This is a genomic window from Minwuia sp., assembly GCF_048263705.1.
GTDB lineage: Bacteria > Pseudomonadota > Alphaproteobacteria > Minwuiales > Minwuiaceae > Minwuia.
In genome coordinates, this window is record NZ_JBLXDV010000005.1 from 66,379 (window position 1) to 87,179 (window position 20,801).

Genomic DNA, 20,801 nt, shown 5'->3' on the forward strand with positions numbered 1-20,801 from the left:
CAAACTTGATAAGATTGTCTCCCAAACAGGAAGCGAACATGTCCGAGAAACGCATCAACACGCGGCTGAACAATCTGCTTTACGAATATGTGAAGCGCGTGACAGGGCCGGACGGGCTTTACGAAACGCCGAGCGAGTATGTGCGCGATCTGATCCGGCGGGACATGCGTGCGGGCTCGCCGGAAGCCCCCGATGCACTCGATTTCAGCGGCATGCCCGAACCCGCGAACCTTGCCGAACACATCAAGGAAGGCTTCCGGGACTTCGCCGAGGGCCGGTTCATTGTTGGAACAGGCGATCTGCAGGACGACCTTCGTCGAATGCGGGAGAAGCGTGCCAACGGCTGGAAATAGGCCGTGAGAGGTTTCCTCCTGACGGATCGCGCCGGCCTCGATTTAGATGACATCGAGTCATACACCGAGGATCGCTGGGGACCAGCGCAGACGACAGCATACCTTGTCGACCTACGAAGCGCCTTCGAACAGATTGTCGAATCCCCCGACCTCGGCCTGTCGCGCATGCATCGCTCTGCTCCATTCCGCATGGTGCGGGAGCAGTCTCACTTCATTGTCTACGATCTGTATGGCGACTGGATCGTCATTGCCGCCGTGCCGCATGCCCGGGCCGACATCGAGGGTCTGGTCCGTGACATGACGCCGGACTATCGTCGGGAGCTTGAGACGCTGAGGGCGCAGTTCCCGGAACTGGACGCCGACGGCAACATCCTGGGGAGAGACTGAATGCTGCAGGAACGGATCGAAGGCAAATGGATCGACAGCTTTGTGGAGACCTTTCGCCTGTGCGATGTGAAGGAAGGCGAGGTCTGCGCCATCCTGTCGGAGACGCAGAGCCGCCCGGTCATCGTGCATCTGGCCGAACTGGCGCTGCTGCGGCTGGGCGCGAAGCCGTTCCATGTCGTGCTGCCGACACCGAAGCAGACGGCCCCCGCGCCCGTGCGTTCCACCGGCGCATCCGATGCGATCCAGAACCTGGACCCCGTGATCGCCGCGCTGGGGTCGACCGGGTTCGTGGCGGACTGCACGGTCGAGGGGCTGCTGCATGCGCCGGAACTGCCCGCCATCCTGAAGGGCGGGACGCGTGTGCTGATGGTGTCCAACGAGCACCCGGAACTGCTGGAGCGCACGGCCCCGACGCCCGATCTGGAAGCCCGCGTGAAGACCGGCATCAAGATGCTGCGGGACGCGAAGGAGATGCGGGTGACGTCGCCCGCCGGGACGGACCTGACCGTGAACGTCGAGAAGGCCCCTGCCGGTGGCGGCTGGGGTTACACCAAGCGCGGCGGCACGATCACCCACTGGCCGGGCGGGCTGTGCCTGTGCTTCCCCGCGCCCGGATCGGTCAACGGTACGGTTGTCATGGACACCGGCGACGTGAACCTGACCTTCAAGCGCTATGTCGACAGCCCGATCACGCTGACCGTCGAGAATGATTTCGTCACGCAGATCGACGGTGACGGCGTCGATGCCAACCTGTTCCGCAGCTACATCGCCGCCTGGGGCGACCGCGAGGCCTATGCGGTCAGCCATGTCGGCTGGGGCATGAATCCCGGTGCGCGCTGGGACGCCATGGCCGCGTACGACAAACGCGACTATAACGGTACCGAGATGCGCGCCTTCGCGGGCAACTTCCTCTATTCCACAGGCGCAAACGAGGTTGCGGGGCGTCATACGCTCGGCCACTTCGACCTGCCCATGCGCAATCACACCATCAGCCTGGACGGCATGGTCGTGGTGCAGGACGGCGCGCTGCAAGGAGAACTGACATGAATGACGGGGCCTATATCGACCGGGGGACCGGTGCGCCGATCGTCTTCCTGCACGGCATTGGCGGCAACGCCGACAACTGGCTGCCGCAGATCAATGAACTGTTCGCCGACTTTCGCTGTATCGCCTGGAACATGCCCGGGTATGGCGGAAACCCTGCCGTCGGGGAGATGACGTTCGCAGGCATGGCGGACGCGCTGGCCGGTCTGCTGGACGAACTGGGCCTTGAAACGGCAACCTTCTGCGGCCTGTCGATGGGCGGGTATCTGGCGCAGGAGGTGCTGGCGCGGCACCCGGAGCGGGTTCGGGCGTTGATCCTGATGTGCACCAGCGCGTCGTTCGGCAAGCCCGGTGGTGATTTCCAGACCGAATTCCTCGCCGCCCGGCTGAAACCCCTCGATGCGGGCAAGACCCCTGCGGATATCGCGCCGAAGCTGGCCGCCGGCATGGCCAGCCCGAAAGCCGGACCGGAAGTGGCCGGCGCGCTGATCGCCTCCATGCAGCGCATCCCGGCCGAGACCTACCGCGCGGCGCTGAACTGCCTGGTCACCTTCGACCGGAGCGACAATGTGAAGAACATCGCATGTCCGGCCCTGCTGATCGCAGGCGAGGAAGACAAGACAGCGCCGGCCGCTGTCATGGAACGGATGGCGCAGCGCATCGATGGCGCGGCGTTCCATGTCATCCCGGAAGCCGGGCATATCGCCAATATCGAGGCCCCGGCGGCAACGAACCGCCTGATCGCCGACTTCATGAAGGAGCTTGATGCATGAGCATGTGGCAGGACTTCGACCTGACGGAACGCCAGCGCGAACTGGTCGGCATCATCGGCGAGATCGGCCCGGCCTTCCGCGAACGTGCAGACGTCAACGACCGCGACGCGACCTTTCCCTACGCCAACTATGACGACCTGCGCGACGCGGGGATGCTGGCGCTGTGCATCCCGTCGCAGTACGGCGGGCTGGGCGCGGATTACGAAAGCTATTTCTACGTCGCATCCGAGATCGGGCGGTACGATCCAGCGACCGCTCTGACCTTCAACATGCACTCCTGCTCGATGCTCTGGTCCGGGCCGCTGGCCGACGATCTGCCCATGACCGACGATCAGCGCCGCGAGCACGAGACCAACCGGGCCGCCATGTACGAACTGGTCACCGACCGGCGCGCGGTCTTCGCGCAGCCCTTCTCGGAACCGCACACACAGGCCGCAACCGGCAAGGCCCCTTTCGGCACGACAGCGAAACGCGTCGAAGGCGGCTATCGCGTGAACGGCATGAAGCACTTCGCGTCCCTGGCAGGTGCCGCCACGCACTATTCCGTCCTGTGTACCGAGGAGACCTCCGCCGACGGCACACTGGATGCGCGTGACACGATCATGCTGGCCGTTCCGGGCGACGCGGAAGGTTTTGCGGTCGTCGGCGACTGGGACACGCTCGGCATGCGCCCCACCGTCTCGAAAAGCCTGAAGATCGACGATGTGTTCGTGCCGGATGCACACCAGATCATGCCGCGCGGCGTCTATTTTCAGGCCGCGACCAACTGGCCGCACATGTTCCTGACGCTCACGCCCGCCTACATGGGCCTGTCCCAGGCGGCCTATGATTTCACCGTCGCCTTCCTGCGGGGCGAGGTCGAAGGGGCCAAGGGCGTCAAGCGCGGCAGCCCGATGAAACAGTACGCGGTCGCCGAGATGCGCATGAAGCTGGAACAGTCCCGCGCCATGTTCCTGCAGGCGGCCCGCGACGCCCGGCACAACCCGTCGAAGGATGCGCGCATGCGCGCCTACGTGGCCAACTACACGGTGATGGAGAACGCCAACGACATCTGCCGCCTGGCCATCCGGACCTGCGGCGGCACCTCGATCATGAAGAAATTCCCGCTGGAGCGCTTCTATCGCGACAGCCGCTGCGGCTCGCTGATGCTGCCCTGGTCCGCGGAAGCCTGCATCGAGCGGCTCGGCAAGGAATCCCTCTACGAGAAAGGCGAAAAGGACTGACCACGTCCTTGTGTTCGCGCGCCCACTGGCAGGTGACGTTCTGAGCGGCTAAATGCTCATTCATGGGCAACTTCCTGCTAGAGAACGAGGCAACGGTGCGGCTGGCCGTTTTCGGCGTCATGCTGGCGCTGATGGGTGCGCTGGAATGCGCCGCCCCAAAGCGCCGCCTGACGGTGGGCCGCATCGGGCGCTGGTTCCAGAACATCGGCGTCGTTGTGGTGAACACCGTCGCGCTGCGGCTGGCCTTCTTCTTCCTGCCGACGCTGGCCGTCGGATTTGCCGTCCTGATGGCCGATCAGGGAATCGGCCTGCTCAATCTGCTGGACTGGCCCTGGTGGGTCGAGGTGATCGTCGGCGCGGTGGTGCTGGACGTGATCATCTATGGCCAGCACGTCGCCTTTCATCGCGTCCCGGTCTTCTGGCGCATTCACCGGATGCATCATGCCGACCTGGACATCGACGTGACCACAGCGCTGCGGTTTCATCCGGTCGAGATCGTGCTTTCCATGGGGTTGAAACTGGTTGCGATTGCGCTGCTGGGTCCGCCCGCACTGGCCGTTCTGATCTTCGAGATCCTGCTGAACGGGGGTGCCATGTTCAATCACGCCAACATCGCCCTGCCCGGCTGGCTGGACCGGATCCTGAGACTGGGCATCGTCACACCGGATTTTCACCGCGTGCACCACTCCTCGATCGAAGGTGAGACGAACTCCAACTACGGCTTCAACCTGTCGATCTGGGACCGCCTGTTCGGCACCTACCGCGCCCAGCCCCGGCGGGGGCATCGGGGTATGGAGATCGGCCTGTCGCAGTTCCGTGACGCCGACCGGCAGGGTTTCGGCTGGATGCTGGCCCTGCCCTTCCGCAAATGACGAAACGTCTGACGGTCATCGTCCCGGCCCTGAATGCCGAAGCCGGGCTTGCGCGCACGCTCGAAAGCATCGACGGGTCGCCGGTCACGGAGGTCATCGTCGTCGATGGCGGATCGACGGATGCCACACGCACTATCGCCGGGGCCACAGGCGCGACGATCATTGACGCCCCGCGCGGGCGCGGCACGCAACTGCGGGCGGGGGCCGAAGCGGCACAAGGCGACTGGCTTCTGTTCCTCCACGCGGACACGGTGCTGTCGCCGTCATGGCGAGCGGAAGCCGGGAACTTCATGGCCATGCCGGCGAACGAACGGCGTGCGGCTGCATTCACATTCAGGCTCGACAGCCGGAAGGCCGAGGCCCGGCGCGTCGAACGTCTGGTGAACTGGCGCTGCCGAAAGCTGGGCCTGCCCTATGGCGATCAGGGACTGCTGATCTCACGCCAACTGTACGGCGAACTGGGTGAATATCCCGACGTGCCGCTGATGGAGGATGTCGCGCTGGTTCGGCGGATCGGCAGAAAGCGCATGCACCTGTTCGACGCGACTGCGACCACTTCGGCGGAAAAGTTCGAACGCGATGGATGGACCGCCCGCCCCGCCCGGAACATCACCTGCCTGATACTGTATTTTCTGGGTATGCCGCCGCGCTGGATCGCGCGACTGTACGGGCGATGAAGCGAACCCTGATCATCTTCGCCAAGGCCCCGCGCATGGGTGCCGTCAAGACACGGCTGGCCCGCGACATCGGCGCTGCCGAAGCGCTCGGCTTCTATCGGAGATCGCTCGACAGGACGATCCGTCTGGGTCGCGCGCTGACCAGCGTCGAAACCGTCATCTGGACCGCGCCGGACAATGCGGCGGGCGGACGATATTTCCCGTCAGGGATCGCCGTCTATCCCCAGGGACGGGGCGACCTGGGACTGCGGATGAGTCGGGCGCTGTCGCATCACATGATGTGCGACCGCCTTCTGATCGGCGGCGACATCCCTGGAATCACGCCGGAGATCCTCAACGAAGCCTTCGATCAGTTGAGCTGCAACGACGCGACATTCGGCCCGGCTGAGGACGGCGGATTCTGGCTGGCCGGCCTGCGCGCGGGTTTCCAGCCGCGCGGCCTGTTCTGCGGCGTCGGCTGGTCTGAACCGACGACCCTGACGCAGACGCTGTCCACGCTTCCGGCGCATGCGTCCATTGCCTTCTGCCAGACCTTGAACGATATCGATGATCTGAGGGACTATCAGCGTCTGCTATCGCTTTGAGGGGTATCGCCATGCAGTTCGGCATCGGTCAATCGGTCACGCGCGTCGAGGACCAGCGTTTCATCACCGGCAACGGCCGCTATCTGGACGACATGAATCCGGAGGGCTGCCTGCACGGGGTCATGGTGCGCTCGACCATCGCGCACGGCAGGATCGCAAAGCTGGACGTCGAGGCCGCGCGCGCTGCCGATGGCGTGGTTGCGATCTATACCGGTCAGGACTGGCAGGACAACAGACTGCCGCCCGTCCCGATCCGCCCGTCCATCGCCAATGCCGACGGCAGCCCGATCAAGGTCCCGCCGCGCTGGCCGCTGGTGACGGATACCGTACGCCATGTCGGTGACGGCATTGCTTTCATCGTCGCGGAAAGCCGGAAGGCGGCGCTCGACGCGGCGGACCGGGTCGAGATCGACTACGACGAGTTGCCTTCGGTCACCGACTCGAAGGCGGCGCTGAAGCCCGGCGCGCCGCAGCTTCATGCGGATGCGCCAGACAACCGTGTCTTTCTCTGGACCAAGGGCGAGAAGGATCCGGTCGAGAAGGCGCTGGCCGAAGCGGCGCATGTCGCGGAACTGGAACTGGTCAACAACCGCGTGGTCATCAACCCGATGGAACCGCGCGGGGCCATCTGCATGTACGATGCAGGCAGCGACTGCTACACGCTGTCGGGCTCGATCCAGCACGTCTTCATGTACCGCCAGATGCTGGCCGAGCAGGTCTTCGACATGCCGATGGATAAGCTGCGCGTCGTCGCCTACGACGTCGGCGGCGGCTTCGGCGGCAAGAACCAGGTCCAGCCCGAACACGCGCTGGTCCTGTTCGCCACACGACAACTCAAACGCCCCGTCAAATGGGTCTCCGACCGCTCGGAACTGTTCCTGACCGACGGACAGGGGCGTGACCAGCAGACACGCGTCCGGCTGGCGCTGGACAAGGATCACCGCTTTACCGGTCTGTTCGTCGACACGGTGGCCAATCTGGGTGCCTATGTGTCCACCAACGGGCCCGTCGTCCCCACCATGGCGACCTCGTCCGTGGTCGGCGGTGCCTACGACATTCCGACCGCTTTCTATCGCTGCGAGGCGGCCTTCACGAACACGGTGCCCACGGATGCCTATCGCGGCGCCGGCCGCCCGGAGGCCTGCTATCTGCTGGAGCGGGTGCTTGAGCAGGCCGCATCCGATCTGGGCATCGACGCGGTCGAACTGCGGCGCAGGAACCTGATAAAGCCCGAAAAGCTGCCCTATCAGGCGGCGCTGGGTCACGTGATCGATTCCGGCGGGTTCGAGGAACTGATGGACCGTGCCATCGACCGGTCCGACAGGGCCGGCTTCGCCGCGCGCAGGGCGGCGTCCGAAAAGAAGGGCCTGATCCGGGGCTATGGCCTTGCCTATTATCTTGAGGCAACGCTGGGCGTGCCGACCGAATATGCCCGGCTGGATTTCGACGAGGACGGTTTTGTCACGGTGTCGGTGGGTACGCAGTCCAACGGCCAGAGCCACGAAACCACCTTCGCCCAGATCGTCCGGCAGAGACTGGGCATCAGCTTCGAGAAGGTCCGCTTCCGCCAGTCGGACACGGCCAACACGCCCATCGGCCACGGCCACGGCGGGTCGCGATCGCTGCAGGTCGCGGGCAGCGCGATCCTGGGGGCCTCGGCAAAGGTAATCGAGCGCGCGAAGGCGCTGGCGGGCGATCTGCTCGAAACATCCGCAGCGGACATCGAATTCGACGCGGGCACCTTCCGCGTCGTCGGTACGGACCGGAAAGTGGACTGGCCTGCGATCATCGACGCCGCCTTTTCGACGGACCGGCCCGAAGCCGAGCGCGGCCTCACCGGCAACGAGGAATACACCCGCGCCGGCAACGCCTATCCCAACGGCTGCCATATCGCCGAGGTCGAGATCGATCCGGCGACCGGTGTCGTGGCGGTCGCGAAATACACGGCGGTCGACGATTTCGGCCTGATCGTGAACCCGATGGTCGTCCGCGGTCAGGTGATGGGCGGGATCATTCAGGGGCTGGGACAGGCGGTGCTGGAACACACGGTCTACGATCCCGACAATGCACAGCTCGTCAGCGGATCCTTCATGGATTACTGCATGCCGCGCGCCGACGACCTGCCGGAAACCAGCATCGACTTCTACGAGGAAGCCCCGACCGAGACATCGCCCATGGGCGTGAAGGGCTGCGGCGAAGCCGGCACGATCGCGGGACCGCCGGCGATCGTGGCGGCGGTCTGTGACGCGCTGGGCGTGGCCCATGTCGATATGCCGCTCACCCCGGAGAAGGTCTGGCACCTGGCGGCGAAGGGTCAGAGCATCCCCGTCTTTGACTGAATTGCCGACTCCCGGACTGTCGCCCCCGGCTCATCCGGGGGCCTTCCTGAATGTCCGGCTCGCGCGGCGTTCGCCAGGTCGTCCGATGCCCCCCGCACGCAGGCGGGGGTGACAGCCTGCGTGTCTGGCGGTTTCAATCAGATGCCGGGACGCTCCGCGCTACCCCCCAATTGCCTACGCCGCACCGACGTCGAATGACGGACCGCCGAAGCCCGCTTCGACCGGAATGTCGATCATCCGGCGACCGTCCTTCGCGTAGACCTTCGGTGTCACGACGACCGGGGGCTTCTCGTTGGCCTGCGCGACGGCTTCCGCGACACTGCCGGCCTGCGCCAGCTTGATCAGGTTCAGCCGGGTCGCGAAAACCATGGTGACCTCGTTCGCATCGGCCAGCCGCACGGCCTCGGCGGGATTGATCCAGACGCTCTCGACGGCTTCGGTGCCGTCGTGCAGGGCGGACGCGCTCTGCGACTCCGGGACTTCCGCAATGTAGAACGGCGTATCGAAGCGTTTGGCCAGTACGGCGGGCGTGATCCAGTGCGCGAAGGGTGTCAGTTCGGTCAGATCGAACTTCAGATCCTCCTTCTCGGCCATCTCCCCCATCGTGATCCGGTTCTTCTCCAGATCGGCGGCGGAGGTTTCCTTCAGTTCCAGATACCTCTCGGTCCCGAAGTCGTGCCCGTCGGACCGTCGACCCAGCAGCACGCCCGTCTCCTCGAAGGCCTCGCGAATGGCGGCGACCCGGAAGCCAAGCTGCACGTCATCCAGACCCTCCGCCCCGATGCAGGCAGCGCGCGCCTTCGCATCCGAATCGGCGTCATCCACCTTGCCGCCCGGAAAAACCATCGCGCCCGAGGCAAAGTCGATCTGGTGGTGGCGAGTCACCATGAATACCTCCAGACCGCTCGTTCCGTCGCGGACCAGCAGGATGCTGCTGGCGGGCTTGGGAACAACGTCGGCAAACTTGCCGCTGAGATCGGGTCCGGACATGGGGCGGCCTTTCAGATGGGAACAACAGGCGGCGACGCGCCGTTCAGGTCACCGAAATATCGCAGGAAGCTGGCCCGCTTTGCAAATCGTGACACGAAATCCGCGTTACCATCCATCCGACCGGCGATTTGCTACCTCATACCGCGTCACAATCTGGCACGTCATCTGCTATAGGCGGACATCATACGTGCAAACATCACATGGGAGGGCTCCATGAAACGGATCCTCATTATTCTCGGCGTCATCGTTGTCCTGCTGGTCGCGGCCATCGTTGCCGTGCCGTTCATCGTGCCGAAGAGCGCCATGACCGCCTATGTCGTCGGTCAGATCGAAAGCGCCACCGGCCGCAAGGTCACGGTGGGGGCCGAACCCGAGTTCTCGATCTTCCCCGAAGTGAAGCTCTCTCTCAGCGAGGTGACGCTTTCCAATCCCGAAGGCGCAACCACCGAGAACCTTGCCGAGATCGGTTCGGCGGATATCGAAGTCGATCTGATCGCCGCGCTCTCGGGCGAGGTGGTGATCCAGAAGTTCGTGCTGATCGACCCCATCTTCGTGGTCGAGAAGGACAAGAACGGTCGTTTCAACTTCGAGATGGGCGACAACACGCGCACGTCGGATACCGGAAGTCCCGCGACAGGCGGCGGCGGTGCCGGTGGCATCGGCGATGGCCTGGTGCTGTCGCTGAACGATGTGCGGCTGGAGAATGCAACGCTGGTCTATTTCGACGCGACGACGGGAGAACGTCAGGAAGTCCGCGGGTTCAATGCCGCACTGTCACTGCCGGCCATCGAAGGCCCGTTCGATATCGAGGCCGACGCTGAATGGCGGGAACGCCGCGTCGCGCTGGTCGCGCACGTCGACAATCCCCTGGCGCTCACGAAGGACGGCAGCACGGCGCTGACGGCCACCGTGTCCAACGACGACATGTTCACCGTGAACTTCGAAGGCACCGCACAGGGTGGTGCAGTCCCCGAAGGTGCCGGCAAGGCCGAAGTCGAGGTTTCAGATCTCGCAGCATTGCTGGCCTGGGTGGACGTCGCCCTGGGACCGGACGTGAAACTGCCTTCGACGGTGGCGATCAGCGGCAACATGACCGGATCGCCGGAGAAGGTCGCGATCGCCGATGCGGTCATCCGTTTCGACCAGAACACCCTGACCGGCAATCTTTCAGCCGGGTTGACGGGCGGCAAGCCCTACGCCGTTGCGGACCTGTCGTCCGAAGCCCTGGACCTGCGCGCCTATCTGCCCGAGGGCGGAAGCGCCGAGGGTGCATCGGGCAGTGGCGGAAGCGGTCAGGCTGGCGGGTCTTCCGGCTGGTCTGACGAGAAGATCGACCTCTCCGGCCTGTCAGCCGCAGATGCCGATATCCGGCTGCGCGCCGGGCAGATCACCACCGGCATCGTCGATACCGGCAAGACCGACATCGCCATCGTCGCCAAGGGCAAACGCGCCGATCTGACAATCAACGAACTGGCACTCTATGAAGGCAACGCCGCCGGTTCGGTCGGGATCGACATGCGCAACGAGGTTCCCGCCATTGCCATCGACCTGAACGTGGCCAATGTACAGGCGCGCCCTGCCCTTCAGCAGTTGGCAGACTATGGTGACCTGCTGGGCACCGTGAACCTGAAGGCAAACATGACCACACGCGGCGACACCGAACGCAAGCTGGTCTCCGCTCTCAACGGCACGGGCAACCTGACCATCACCGACGGCGCGATCATCGGCTACAATCTGGCGGCGGCGGTGCGCAACATTTCCACCGGCGGTTTGAACATGGACTACGATTCGTCCGAGAAGACCGACTTTGCCGAGATATCCGCCAGCTTTACCGCGAAGAACGGGCTGGTGAACAATCCAGACCTGAAGATGAATGCGCCCCTGCTGCGCGTCACCGGCGCGGGCGACATCGCCCTGCCCCCGCGCACGCTGGACTACCGCGCCGTGCCCAAGCTGGTCGCGAGCCTGACCGGACAGGGTGCCGGCGGAGAACGCGGCCTGAGCGTGCCGATCCTGATCACCGGGTCCTGGGACAATCCGTCGATCAGGCCCGACCTGGAAGGCGTCATCAAGGGCGTGCTCGAAAGCCCGGAAGATGCCGTGAAGAACGTGCAGGGCATCGTGGAAGGCGCCGGCAAGGGCGGCGTGAAGGGGGTTCTGGATGCGGTGACCGGTGGCGGATCGGGTTCAGGGGAAACCGATGCTGCACCCGCCGATGAAACCGAACCCGAGAACCCCGCAGCCGGGGCCGTCAAGAAACTGAAGGGTCTGTTCGGGAACTGAGCCCGGACCGACCGTGCAACAAGCGTGAGAGGAACACATGACTGAAGAAGAGACCTCGACCACGATGGAAATCATTTCCGCCTATGTGGTCGAATACGCGTTCGCCTTTGTCGGCGTCATCGTCATCCTGGTGGCCGGTTTCTACATTTCCCGCTGGGTGGCGCGCCTCGCGGGCAAGGCGATGATCCGGACCGGCAAGATCGATGCGATGCTGGCCAACTTCGTATCCAACATCATCCGCTATGCGATCATTGCCTTTGCCGTCATCGCCGCGCTGGACCAGTTCGGCGTCGAGACGACCAGCTTCGTGGCCGTCATCGGTGCGGCAGGCCTGGCCATCGGCCTGGCTCTGCAGGGCACCCTCAGCAATCTGGCGGCCGGGGTCATGATCCTGATCTTCCGCCCGTTCAAGCAGGGCCAGTTCATCGACGCCAGCGGCATCTCCGGCACGGTCGATTCAGTGTCCCTGTTCGTGACCGAGATGCACACCGCCGACAACGTCCAGATCCTGGTGCCCAACAGCAAGATCTGGAACACCTCGATCAAGAACTTCAGCCATCATCCGACCCGCCGGCTCGATCTGGTGCTGGGCATCGGCTACAGCGACGACATCGGTCACGCGATCGAAACCCTGCGCGAGATGGCCAATGCGGACGAGCGGGTCCATGACGATCCGAGCCCGATGATCGCGGTGGCGAATCTGGGTGAAAGCTCGGTCGATCTCACGATCAGACTCTGGTGCAATGCCGGCGACTACTGGGGCCTGAAGTTCGACTTCCTGCGCCGCATGAAGGAGAAGATGGACGAGATCGGCGTCGAGATCCCGTTCCCGCAACGCTCGGTGCACACCGTTGTCCACGAGGACAGGAAAACCGGGAAGGCCGAGGCAGAGAAAGCGGCGACGGACTGATCCGCCGTTTCGTGCCCGCCTGAATAGAAAAGGCCCGCCTTCCGGAACCGGAGGCGGGCCTTTTTCGTCAATCAGGTCAGTGCCTACTGATCTTCGAAGATCCGGAACGGCGTGCGGATACGAACGCCCCAGAATTCATAGATGATGTAATAGCGTCGGCCGGGCTCCAGCAGGCCGCCGCGCACATTCATGCTGTGACCCTCCTTGATCGCACCGCCTGCCGGGATGGTGCGGGTCACCTCGCTTTCGCCCGGACAGGTCTTGTCGGCCTTGACGACGACCGGATCGTTGTTCGGCAGAACGATCGCCCAGTTGTGGATGGCACAGTCGCCCGGGGCCTTGATGATCAAATCTTCATCCCCCAGGTTCTTCAGCCCCACATTCACGTGGATCCGGGTCGAGGCACCGCCCTGCGGCACGCGTATCCTGCGTTCCACCTGGATGGTCGCTTCAAGAAACTCATCCGTGGTCGCGACAGACGCCGCCTGCGTGCCCTGAAACGGCAAGATTGCGGCAGCCGCCAGCGCGGCGCCTGCGATAAACCTGCGAAAGCCCATTCATCAACTCCGTGTGCGAAAACAATCTGGCCGTAACGTGGGAAGCTGAGCGCGGTTCGGCAAGTCACGGTCGTCACGTTCATCGCTGTCTTGCGGCCCCGCGCGACAAAGGCCACTCTCCCGTGAACTGACACATCCCACTCCCGAGGCACGAACTTGACACATTTTCTGCTGCTGGCCGGCAAGGTCTCCATGCACAAGGCCGATTTCCTTCGCAAACATCTCACGACCGACTGGCACATCGAGGCCTGTGATCCTTCCGAAGATCGCGCGGCGTTCGAACGGTTTGCGCCCCGGGCGGACGCCATCGTGGGCGGCCACATTGCCCCCCCCTGGCCCGAGACGCCGAACCTGAAACTGTTCCAGATCCCGTTCACCGGATTCGATTTCCTGACGCCGGAGACGCTGCCGAAGGGCTGTGTTGCCTGCAACACCTATGAACATGAAACCTCGATCGCCGAATATATCCTGCTGGGCATGCTGGAATGGGAGATCGGACTGTCGAAGACCCACGCCGAATTCAAGGCGAAGAGCTGGAACGGCAAGGGGCCCGCGCAGAGCCCCGTGCATGGCGAGGTGCGCGGCAAGACCGTCGGCATCGTCGGCTACGGCCATATCGGACACGAGGTTGCCGTCCGTGCCCGTGCCTTCCAGATGAATGTCATCGGCATCGGGCGGCGCGATCGCGAAACGCCGCCCGAACTGGACTGGTACGGCAGGACCGATCAGCTCGACCGGCTGTGCGCGGAGGCGGATTATGTCGTCGTCTGCGCGCCCCTGAACAGCGACACCGAAGGCATGATCGGACCGGATCAGTTCGCGGGCATGAAACCGTCCGCCGTGGTCATCAATGTCGGGCGCGGACCGATCATCGACGAGGATGCGCTGTATGACGCGCTGTCGAACCGGAAGATCGGCGGCGCGATCATCGATGTCTGGTTCAACTATCCGTCGAAGGACGATCCGAATCCCAGGCCGTCGAAACACCCGCTGCACGAACTGGACAACATCATCATGTCCCCGCACAACTCGGGCTGGACCCAGGAACAGATCGACCGCCGCTGGACGTTCGTCGCCAGCAATCTGGACCGGCTGGCGCGCGGCGAGTCCCCCCTGAACAAGGTGATGGAGGGCGCGCGGTAGGCATGGCGAAGCGCTATCCCTTGCCCAGGCGCTTCAACGCCGCACTCAGCGAGTCAGCCTATGCCAGACTGCGGACGCTGAACGACGAATGGGGCCTGGGCAACAACTACCTTCTGACGGTGCTGCTGGAACGGCTGGATGAATTCGCCAATCCGGGCGCACTGGATGCCGCGTTCCGTAGCTTCATCGACAAATACGGTTCGCCGAAGAAGCCGGGAAACGACGGATGATCAGGCCGCTTTCACTTCGACCAGTTCCAGGTCGAAGGTCAGATCCTTGCCCGCCATCGGGTGATTGGCGTCCAGCGTGACGGTGGCATCGTCGAACTCGGCGACGACGAAGCTGATCGGGTTACCCGCCTGATCCGAAGCCTGCAGCGCCATACCGGTTTCCAGTTCGATCTCGTCAGGCATCTGCTCGCGCGGAACCTTGTGGAACAGGCTCGGATCGTGCGGGCCGTAGGCTTCCGCCGCGGGAATCGTCACGGTCTTCTTCTCACCGACCGTCATGCCATCCAGCGCGTTGTCGAACCCGGCGATCACCTGACCGCTGCCCAGTTCGAATTCCAGCGGTTCGCGTCCCGCCGATGAATCGAACTGGGTGCCGTCGTCCAGAGTACCGGTATAGTGCACGCGCACGGTGTCGCCTGAGGTCGCCTGTGTCATGTCATGTCCTTTCGGAAATTTTGTCGGCTGCGGCCTGGTTTGCCCTGGCCGCGTGAGGCGCAGCCAGGGCTGCGCCAGAAGAAACCCGGCCCCGCAGCCACCATCGGCGCAGGTCCCCCGGTTTCGAATGAGCTACATACCTAGCAAGGCAGTTCGCCGTGTCAACGCAGGGCCCGGATCATGCCGCGGCGTCAAAGGCCTCGACCGCGTCACTGCAACGGTTGCAGATGCCGTCGTCGGTCTTCACCTCGTCCAGTACCATCCAGCAGCGGTTGCACTTGTGACCCTCGGCCTTCCGGGGCGCGACCGCAACGCTCTCGACATCCTCCAGCCGGAAGGCGTCCGCGGGCGCAGCACCGGTCGAAACCGTCAGATCCGACGTGATGCAGAGTTCTGCCATATCCAGACCGTCCAGCAGCGCAGCGTCATCGGGTTCGACATGCAGGACCGGCGCGGCCTGCAGGCTTGAGCCGATCCGCTTCTCCCGGCGCTCCACCTCCAGCGCGCCCGTCACGACACGGCGAATACGCGCGACACGGGACCACTTGGTTCCGAGTTCGTCATTGCGCCACGCAGCCGGAATCTCCGGGAACGTCCGCACGTGGACACCGTCCTCGTCATCGGGGAAGCGGGTCAGCCAGACTTCTTCCGCCGTGAAACAGGTGATCGGCGCAAACCACGTCGTCAGGCATTCGAACAGGATATCCAGAACCGTGCGCGCAGAACGGCGACGGATCGAGTCCGGACGGTCGCAATAGAGCGCGTCCTTGCGGATGTCGAAATAGAACGACGACAGTTCGATGGTGCAGAAATTGAACAGCGCCACGTAAAGACGGTGAAAGTCGTACTCCAGCAGCGATTCCCGCACCGTGCGGTCCATGACCGCGATCCGGTGCAGCATGTAACGCTCAAGCTCGGGCATGTCCGAAGGTTCGACCTTCTCCGACACTTCGAAACCCCCGAGACTGCCCAGCAGGAAGCGGAACGTGTTGCGGATCCGGCGATAGCTGTCGGCCTGCGCTTTCAGGATATTCTTCCCGAAGCGCAGATCGTCGGTGTAATCGGCGGACGCCACCCACAGGCGCAGAATGTCCGCGCCATATTCCTTGAACACATCCTGCGGCGAGATCGTGTTGCCGACCGACTTGGACATTTTTTCGGCTTTTTCGTCGAGGATGAAACCGTGGGTCAGCACAGCGTCATAGGGTGCCCTGCCCCGGGTTCCGCAGCTTTCCAGCAGGGATGAATGGAACCAGCCGCGATGCTGGTCCGTGCCTTCCAGATAGAGGTCCGCAGGCCATTTCAGGTCCTCGCGCGGTTCCAGGCAGAACGCGTGCGTCGTCCCGGAATCGAACCAGACATCCAGGATGTCCGTCGACTTCTCGAAATCGTCAGCGTTGTAGTCGTCGCCTAGGAAGTAGGCCGCGTCCTGATCGAACCAGATATCGCAGCCCTCGGCCTCGATGGCGTCGGTGATGCGCTTGTTGACCTTCTCGTCGCGCAGGGGTTCGCCGGTTGCCTTCTCGATGAAGACCGTGATCGGCACGCCCCAGACGCGCTGGCGCGACAGCAGCCAGTCGGGCCGGTTCTCGATCATGCTGTTCAGCCGGTTCTTGCCCGACGGCGGATAGAACGCCGTCTCCGAGATCGCCTTCAACGCCGCATCGCGCAGCCCGGTCTTCTCCATGGAGATGAACCATTGCGGGGCGTTGCGGAAGATCAGCGGTGCCTTCGAGCGCCAGGAATGCGGGTAGGAATGCGTGATCTTCGAATGAGCCAGCAGGCCGCCATGCTCGGTCAGCGTCTCGATGACCTGCTTGTCGGCCTTGTAGACATGATTGCCGGCGAAATGCGGCACGTGGTCGTAGTAGACCCCGCCCGGATCGACCGTGTCCGGCACCTCGACGCCGTATTGCTTGCCCAGATCGAAGTCTTCCGCGCCATGCCCCGGCGCGATGTGCACGAACCCCGTGCCCTGGTCGGTGGTCACATAGTCGGCAGGCAGCAGCCGGTCGTCATAGTCGTAGCCCAGCGCCCGCAGCGGATGATGGCAAATCGTGCCTTCCGGTTTCGTCACCGGCGCGATCCGGGTCCAGCTCTCGATACCCGCCGCCTCGGCGACCTGCGCGGCCAATGCGTCGGCCAGCGCCAGCTTCTCTCCGACCACGGCCAGCGATCCCTCGGCCACAGCCTCGACCTGATAGACGCCGTAGTCGATCTCTGGCCCGTAGGCGAGCGCACGGTTGCCCGGGATGGTCCAGGGCGTCGTCGTCCAGATCAGGATCGACGCCCCTTCCAGCGCCGGGTCCTCGGTCTTCACGACCGGGAAACGGACCCAGATCGTGGTCGAGTTGTGATCGTGATACTCGATCTCGGCCTCGGCCAGGCTGGTCTTCTCGACCGGCGACCACATCACCGCCTTTGCGCCCTTGTAGAGCGCGCCGTTCATCAGGAACTTCAGCAGTTCCTTGACCGTATAGGCCTCGGATTCGTAGGCCATGGTCTGGTACGGATTCTCGAAATCCCCGATCACGCCCAGCCGCTTGAAGCCGTCCGCCTGCACGCCGATCCAGTGTTCGGCAAATTCGCGGCACTCGCCCCGGAACTCGTTGACCGGTACCTCGTCCTTGTTCCTGCCGGCCTTGCGGTACTTTTCCTCGATCTTCCATTCGATGGGCAGACCGTGGCAGTCCCAGCCGGGCACGTAATTGGCGTCATAGCCCAGCATCTGCCGCGAACGGTTGATTACATCCTTCAGGATCTTGTTCAGCGCATGTCCGGTGTGGATATCGCCGTTGGCGTAGGGCGGGCCGTCGTGCAGGATGAACTTCTCGCGTCCCTTCGAAATCTCGCGCAGGCGCCTGTAGAGGTTCATGTCTTCCCAGCGCTGCAGGATTTCCGGCTCCTTCTTCGGCAGGCCGGCACGCATGGGGAAGTCGGTCTTCGGCAGGAAGACGGTTTCTTTGTAATCACGGGTCATGTCAGGGAGCCCTCGGGGCTTGGAGTAAGCGGTATTCGGAATTCAGAAACAGGCGATGATACCCGGCCCCGGTGTTACAGGACCGGGCCGGTAATTCGTATGCTTTTCCGAATTCTGGCGGCGCTCGATTGCATGACGCGGCTTATACCGCCGCGGTCAGGGCTTGTCGAGAAGGCCGGTCGATAGGCCGTGCAGGATCGGGCAATCCGGCCGGTCGTCGCCGCTGCAGGCATCGGCAAGGCGGGTGAGTTCGTCCTTCAGCGATTGAAGCTCGGCCATCTTGCGTTCGATGACATGCAGCCGTTCGAGGGCGATGGCCTTCACGTCGGCGCTGGCGCGGTCGCGATCCTCGTACAGCGCCAGCAGTTCGCGGCATTCCTCGATGGAAAAGCCGAAGGTGCGCGCCCGGTGCACGAAACGTAGCTTCTGGACCTCGCGTTCGTCGTAATCGCGATAGCCGTTTTCCCGACGACCGGACGGTTCCACCAGACCGATGTCGGCGTAATAGCGCACGGTCTTCGTCGGCAGATCGCTGGCACGCGCCGCGGCACCGATATTCATGACCTGTCTCCGTCCAGTTCGACTGTCCGCAGCCGCAGCGCATTCGAGATGACGGACACCGACGACAGGCTCATCGCCGCGGCTGCGATCATCGGCGACAGCAGGGTGCCGGTCAGCGGATAGAGCACACCCGCCGCAATGGGCACGCCCGCCGCGTTGTAGGCGAAGGCAAAGAACAGGTTCTGGCGGATGTTGCGCATGGTCGCGCTGGCCAGAATGCGCGCGCGCACCAGTCCGGAAATATCGCCTTTCACCAGGGTGATCCCGGCGCTTTCCATGGCGACGTCTGCACCCGTCCCCATCGCGATGCCGACATCCGCCGCCGCCAGCGCGGGCGAATCGTTGACGCCGTCGCCCGCCATCGCGACCCGCCGCCCCTGCTGGGTCAGTTCCGCGACCAGCGCCTGCTTGTCCTCGGGCAGTACGTCCGCCCGCACGTCGTCGATGCCAAGCTGGGCCGCAACGGCACGGGCCGTGCGCGCGCTGTCGCCGGTCGCCATGACGATGCTGAGACCCGCCTTCCGAAGCGCGTTCAGGGCGTCCCGCGCGGCGGGTTTCACCGGATCCTCGACCGCCAGCAGGCCCCGCACCACGCCGTCGACAGCCACGAACATGACCGTCGCGCCCACGTCCCGCAGCGCATCCGCCCGTTGGGCCCAGCCTGTCAGGTCGACCGTCTGCGCATCCATCATCGCGCGATTGCCAAGATGGACTCGCGCGCCCGCCACATCCCCCGAAACCCCCTTGCCGGTGATCGACCGGAAGTTCTCGGCAGCGTCGAGCGTGACGCCACGTTCCGCCGCGCCGGCCACGATGGCCTCGGCCAGCGGGTGTTCCGAACCGCGTTCCAGCGATGCGGCCAGCCGCAGCAGCCGATCCTCTTCCCACGTGTCATCGGTCACGACCTGTGTCAGCACGGGGCGTCCCTCGGTCAGGGTGCCGGTCTTGTCGACGATCAGCGTATCGACACGGGAGAGACGCTCCAGCGCCTCGGCATCCCGGATCAGGACGCCTGCCTGTGCGCCGCGCCCGGTTGCCGTCATGATGGACATGGGTGTCGCCAGCCCCAACGCGCAGGGGCACGCGATGATCAGTACCGACACAGCCGCCACGAGCGCATGGGCCAGCGCCGGATCCGGTCCGAACAGGCTCCAGACCGCGAAGGCCGCGACCGCAACGGCGACAACGATCGGCACGAACCAGTTGGCAACCCGGTCCGCCATGCCCTGGATGGGGGCGCGCGAACGCTGCGCGGTGGCAACCATGTCGACGATACGCGACAACATCGTGTCCGCGCCGACACGCTGCGCCCTGACGATCAGGCTACCTGTGCCGTTCATCGTCCCGCCGGTGACATGGTCGCCGGGCGTCTTCTCGACCGGTATCGCTTCCCCCGTCAGCATGCTTTCATCGATCGAGGAGCGGCCTTCAAGCACCACGGCATCGACCGGCACGCTTTCGCCCGGACGGACGCGCACGCGATCGCCTTCCAGAATGTTTTCCAGCGGCACCTCGCGTTCCTTGCCGTTCTCCCCGATGCGCCGGGCGGTCTTCGGTGCCAGATCCAGCAGCGCCCTTATCGCGGAACCGGTGCGTTCGCGCGCCTTCAGTTCCATCACCTGCCCCAGAAAGACCAGTGCGATGATCACCACGGCGGCTTCGAAGTAGACGGGCACTGTCCCGTTCTGTTCGACAAACGACTCCGGGAAGAGTCCGGGCGCGACCGTGGCCGCGACACTGAACAGATAGGCCGCCCCGACGCCGATGGCGATCAGGGTCCACATGTTCGGGCTGCGATTGACGATTGACGACCAGCCGCGCCGGAAGAACGGCAGCGCCGCCCACAGAACCGCGGGCGTCGCCAGTGCCAGTTCCAGCCAGCGCGCGAGGTCCGTCCCCAGCCACTGCTTCACCGGCAGGCCCAGCATCGGCCCCATGGCCAGAACCAGCACCGGCACGGCGAGCGCCGCGCTGACGATCATGCGCCGCGTGAAATCGATCAGTTCGGGGTTGGGCGCATCGTCCGGCACGCCCATGGGTTCCAGTGCCATCCCGCACTTGGGACAGTCCGCAGGCCCGTCGGAAATGATCTCGGGGTGCATCGGACAGGTGTATTGGACCCCGGCCCTATCGACCTTCTTCCGCTTCGCGGGACCGCCTGTCAGATAGAATCCCGGGTCGGCGTCAAAGCGGTCGCGGCAACGGCCCGAACAGAAATGATAATCGTGACCGTCATGGCGGGTCGTCGGCTTGCCCGCGTGCGGATCGACCGTCATCCCGCAGACAGGATCCACAGTCTTGTCGACCGGCTGCGTTTGCGGAACGGTCGCCGTCACTGAAGTGGACATGTCTGTGCGCTCGCTGCCCTGTTGACCATCGGAACGGTGCATATTGCTTCCAGTTACTGGAAGGTCAAACACCGCAGGCGGCAATTCCGCCTGAACAGCCGGTTACGCCCGC

19 protein-coding genes are annotated in these 20,801 nt (G+C 64.1%); 13 read left to right on the forward strand and 6 right to left on the reverse strand.

Annotated features, from left to right (window positions below):
- Window positions 1-38: 38 nt before the first annotated feature.
- From ACN0X7_RS08905 to ACN0X7_RS08945, 9 genes are all read left to right on the forward strand, one after another.
- Window positions 39-353: a CopG family transcriptional regulator gene (locus ACN0X7_RS08905; RefSeq protein ID WP_417516283.1), complete on the forward strand. Its 315-nt coding sequence runs from the start codon at window positions 39-41 to the stop codon at window positions 351-353.
- 3 nt (window positions 354-356) lie between these two features.
- Window positions 357-740 (forward strand): type II toxin-antitoxin system RelE/ParE family toxin, encoded by a 384-nt coding sequence (locus ACN0X7_RS08910; RefSeq protein WP_417516285.1) that lies wholly within the window; start codon window positions 357-359, stop codon window positions 738-740.
- Window positions 741-1,787: a peptidase M29 gene (locus ACN0X7_RS08915; RefSeq protein WP_417516287.1), complete on the forward strand. Its 1,047-nt coding sequence runs from the start codon at window positions 741-743 to the stop codon at window positions 1,785-1,787.
- The gene (locus ACN0X7_RS08920; protein WP_417516289.1) at window positions 1,784-2,557 is read left to right on the forward strand and encodes an alpha/beta fold hydrolase; all 774 of its coding nucleotides are present in this window, start codon (window positions 1,784-1,786) and stop codon (window positions 2,555-2,557) included. Before ACN0X7_RS08915 ends, ACN0X7_RS08920 begins: the two co-directional genes overlap by 4 nt.
- A complete protein-coding gene (locus tag ACN0X7_RS08925) occupies window positions 2,554-3,780 on the forward strand; it encodes an acyl-CoA dehydrogenase family protein (RefSeq protein WP_417516291.1) in 1,227 nt (408 codons plus the stop codon). The genes ACN0X7_RS08920 and ACN0X7_RS08925 overlap by 4 nt, the downstream gene beginning before the upstream one ends.
- Before the next feature lie 62 nt (window positions 3,781-3,842).
- Window positions 3,843-4,652: a sterol desaturase family protein gene (locus ACN0X7_RS08930; protein ID WP_417516293.1), complete on the forward strand. Its 810-nt coding sequence runs from the start codon at window positions 3,843-3,845 to the stop codon at window positions 4,650-4,652.
- The gene (locus ACN0X7_RS08935) at window positions 4,649-5,329 is read left to right on the forward strand and encodes a TIGR04283 family arsenosugar biosynthesis glycosyltransferase (RefSeq protein WP_417516295.1); all 681 of its coding nucleotides are present in this window, start codon (window positions 4,649-4,651) and stop codon (window positions 5,327-5,329) included. Before ACN0X7_RS08930 ends, ACN0X7_RS08935 begins: the two co-directional genes overlap by 4 nt.
- Entirely contained in the window at window positions 5,326-5,913 is a 588-nt protein-coding gene (locus tag ACN0X7_RS08940) for a TIGR04282 family arsenosugar biosynthesis glycosyltransferase (RefSeq protein WP_417516298.1), read from the forward strand. Before ACN0X7_RS08935 ends, ACN0X7_RS08940 begins: the two co-directional genes overlap by 4 nt.
- An 11-nt stretch (window positions 5,914-5,924) precedes the next feature.
- Window positions 5,925-8,252, forward strand: coding sequence for a xanthine dehydrogenase family protein molybdopterin-binding subunit (locus ACN0X7_RS08945; protein ID WP_417516300.1), 2,328 nt, complete (start codon window positions 5,925-5,927; stop codon window positions 8,250-8,252).
- A 174-nt stretch (window positions 8,253-8,426) separates the two neighbouring features.
- Here ACN0X7_RS08945 and ACN0X7_RS08950 read toward each other — a convergent pair whose 3' ends face one another.
- On the reverse strand, window positions 8,427-9,242 hold the full coding sequence (locus tag ACN0X7_RS08950) for an NUDIX hydrolase (protein ID WP_417516302.1): 816 nt from the start codon (window positions 9,240-9,242) through the stop codon (window positions 8,427-8,429).
- Between the two features lie 213 nt (window positions 9,243-9,455).
- On the opposite strand from ACN0X7_RS08950, the gene ACN0X7_RS08955 reads away from it, so the two are divergent.
- Both ACN0X7_RS08955 and ACN0X7_RS08960 read left to right on the forward strand, forming a co-directional pair.
- The gene (locus tag ACN0X7_RS08955) at window positions 9,456-11,525 is read left to right on the forward strand and encodes an AsmA family protein (protein ID WP_417516304.1); all 2,070 of its coding nucleotides are present in this window, start codon (window positions 9,456-9,458) and stop codon (window positions 11,523-11,525) included.
- Window positions 11,526-11,562: 37 nt separating this feature from the next.
- Window positions 11,563-12,435 carry a mechanosensitive ion channel family protein gene (locus ACN0X7_RS08960; RefSeq protein ID WP_417516306.1) on the forward strand — a complete coding sequence of 291 codons (873 nt, stop codon included), beginning with the start codon at window positions 11,563-11,565 and terminating at the stop codon, window positions 12,433-12,435.
- 83 nt (window positions 12,436-12,518) lie between these two features.
- Here ACN0X7_RS08960 and ACN0X7_RS08965 read toward each other — a convergent pair whose 3' ends face one another.
- Complete coding sequence (locus ACN0X7_RS08965) at window positions 12,519-12,992, reverse strand: hypothetical protein (protein ID WP_417516308.1); 474 nt, start codon at window positions 12,990-12,992, stop codon at window positions 12,519-12,521.
- Window positions 12,993-13,148: 156 nt separating this feature from the next.
- Here ACN0X7_RS08965 and ACN0X7_RS08970 point away from each other — a divergent pair, with 156 nt between their 5' ends.
- Window positions 13,149-14,135, forward strand: coding sequence for a 2-hydroxyacid dehydrogenase (locus ACN0X7_RS08970; RefSeq protein ID WP_417516310.1), 987 nt, complete (start codon window positions 13,149-13,151; stop codon window positions 14,133-14,135).
- 2 nt (window positions 14,136-14,137) lie between these two features.
- Window positions 14,138-14,365, forward strand: a complete 228-nt coding sequence (locus ACN0X7_RS08975) for a hypothetical protein (protein WP_417516312.1) — start codon at window positions 14,138-14,140, stop codon at window positions 14,363-14,365.
- Here ACN0X7_RS08975 and ACN0X7_RS08980 read toward each other — a convergent pair whose 3' ends face one another.
- The 4 genes from ACN0X7_RS08980 to ACN0X7_RS08995 form a co-directional block, all read right to left on the reverse strand.
- The gene (locus ACN0X7_RS08980) at window positions 14,366-14,800 is read right to left on the reverse strand and encodes an FKBP-type peptidyl-prolyl cis-trans isomerase (protein WP_417516314.1); all 435 of its coding nucleotides are present in this window, start codon (window positions 14,798-14,800) and stop codon (window positions 14,366-14,368) included.
- Window positions 14,801-14,978: 178 nt separating this feature from the next.
- A complete protein-coding gene (ileS, locus tag ACN0X7_RS08985; RefSeq protein WP_417516316.1) occupies window positions 14,979-17,780 on the reverse strand; it encodes an isoleucine--tRNA ligase in 2,802 nt (933 codons plus the stop codon).
- Window positions 17,781-17,936: 156 nt separating this feature from the next.
- Window positions 17,937-18,341 (reverse strand): Cu(I)-responsive transcriptional regulator, encoded by a 405-nt coding sequence (cueR, locus tag ACN0X7_RS08990; protein ID WP_417516318.1) that lies wholly within the window; start codon window positions 18,339-18,341, stop codon window positions 17,937-17,939.
- Entirely contained in the window at window positions 18,338-20,689 is a 2,352-nt protein-coding gene (locus ACN0X7_RS08995; protein ID WP_417516320.1) for a heavy metal translocating P-type ATPase, read from the reverse strand. The genes cueR and ACN0X7_RS08995 overlap by 4 nt, the downstream gene beginning before the upstream one ends.
- Between the last annotated feature and the right edge of the window lie 112 nt (window positions 20,690-20,801).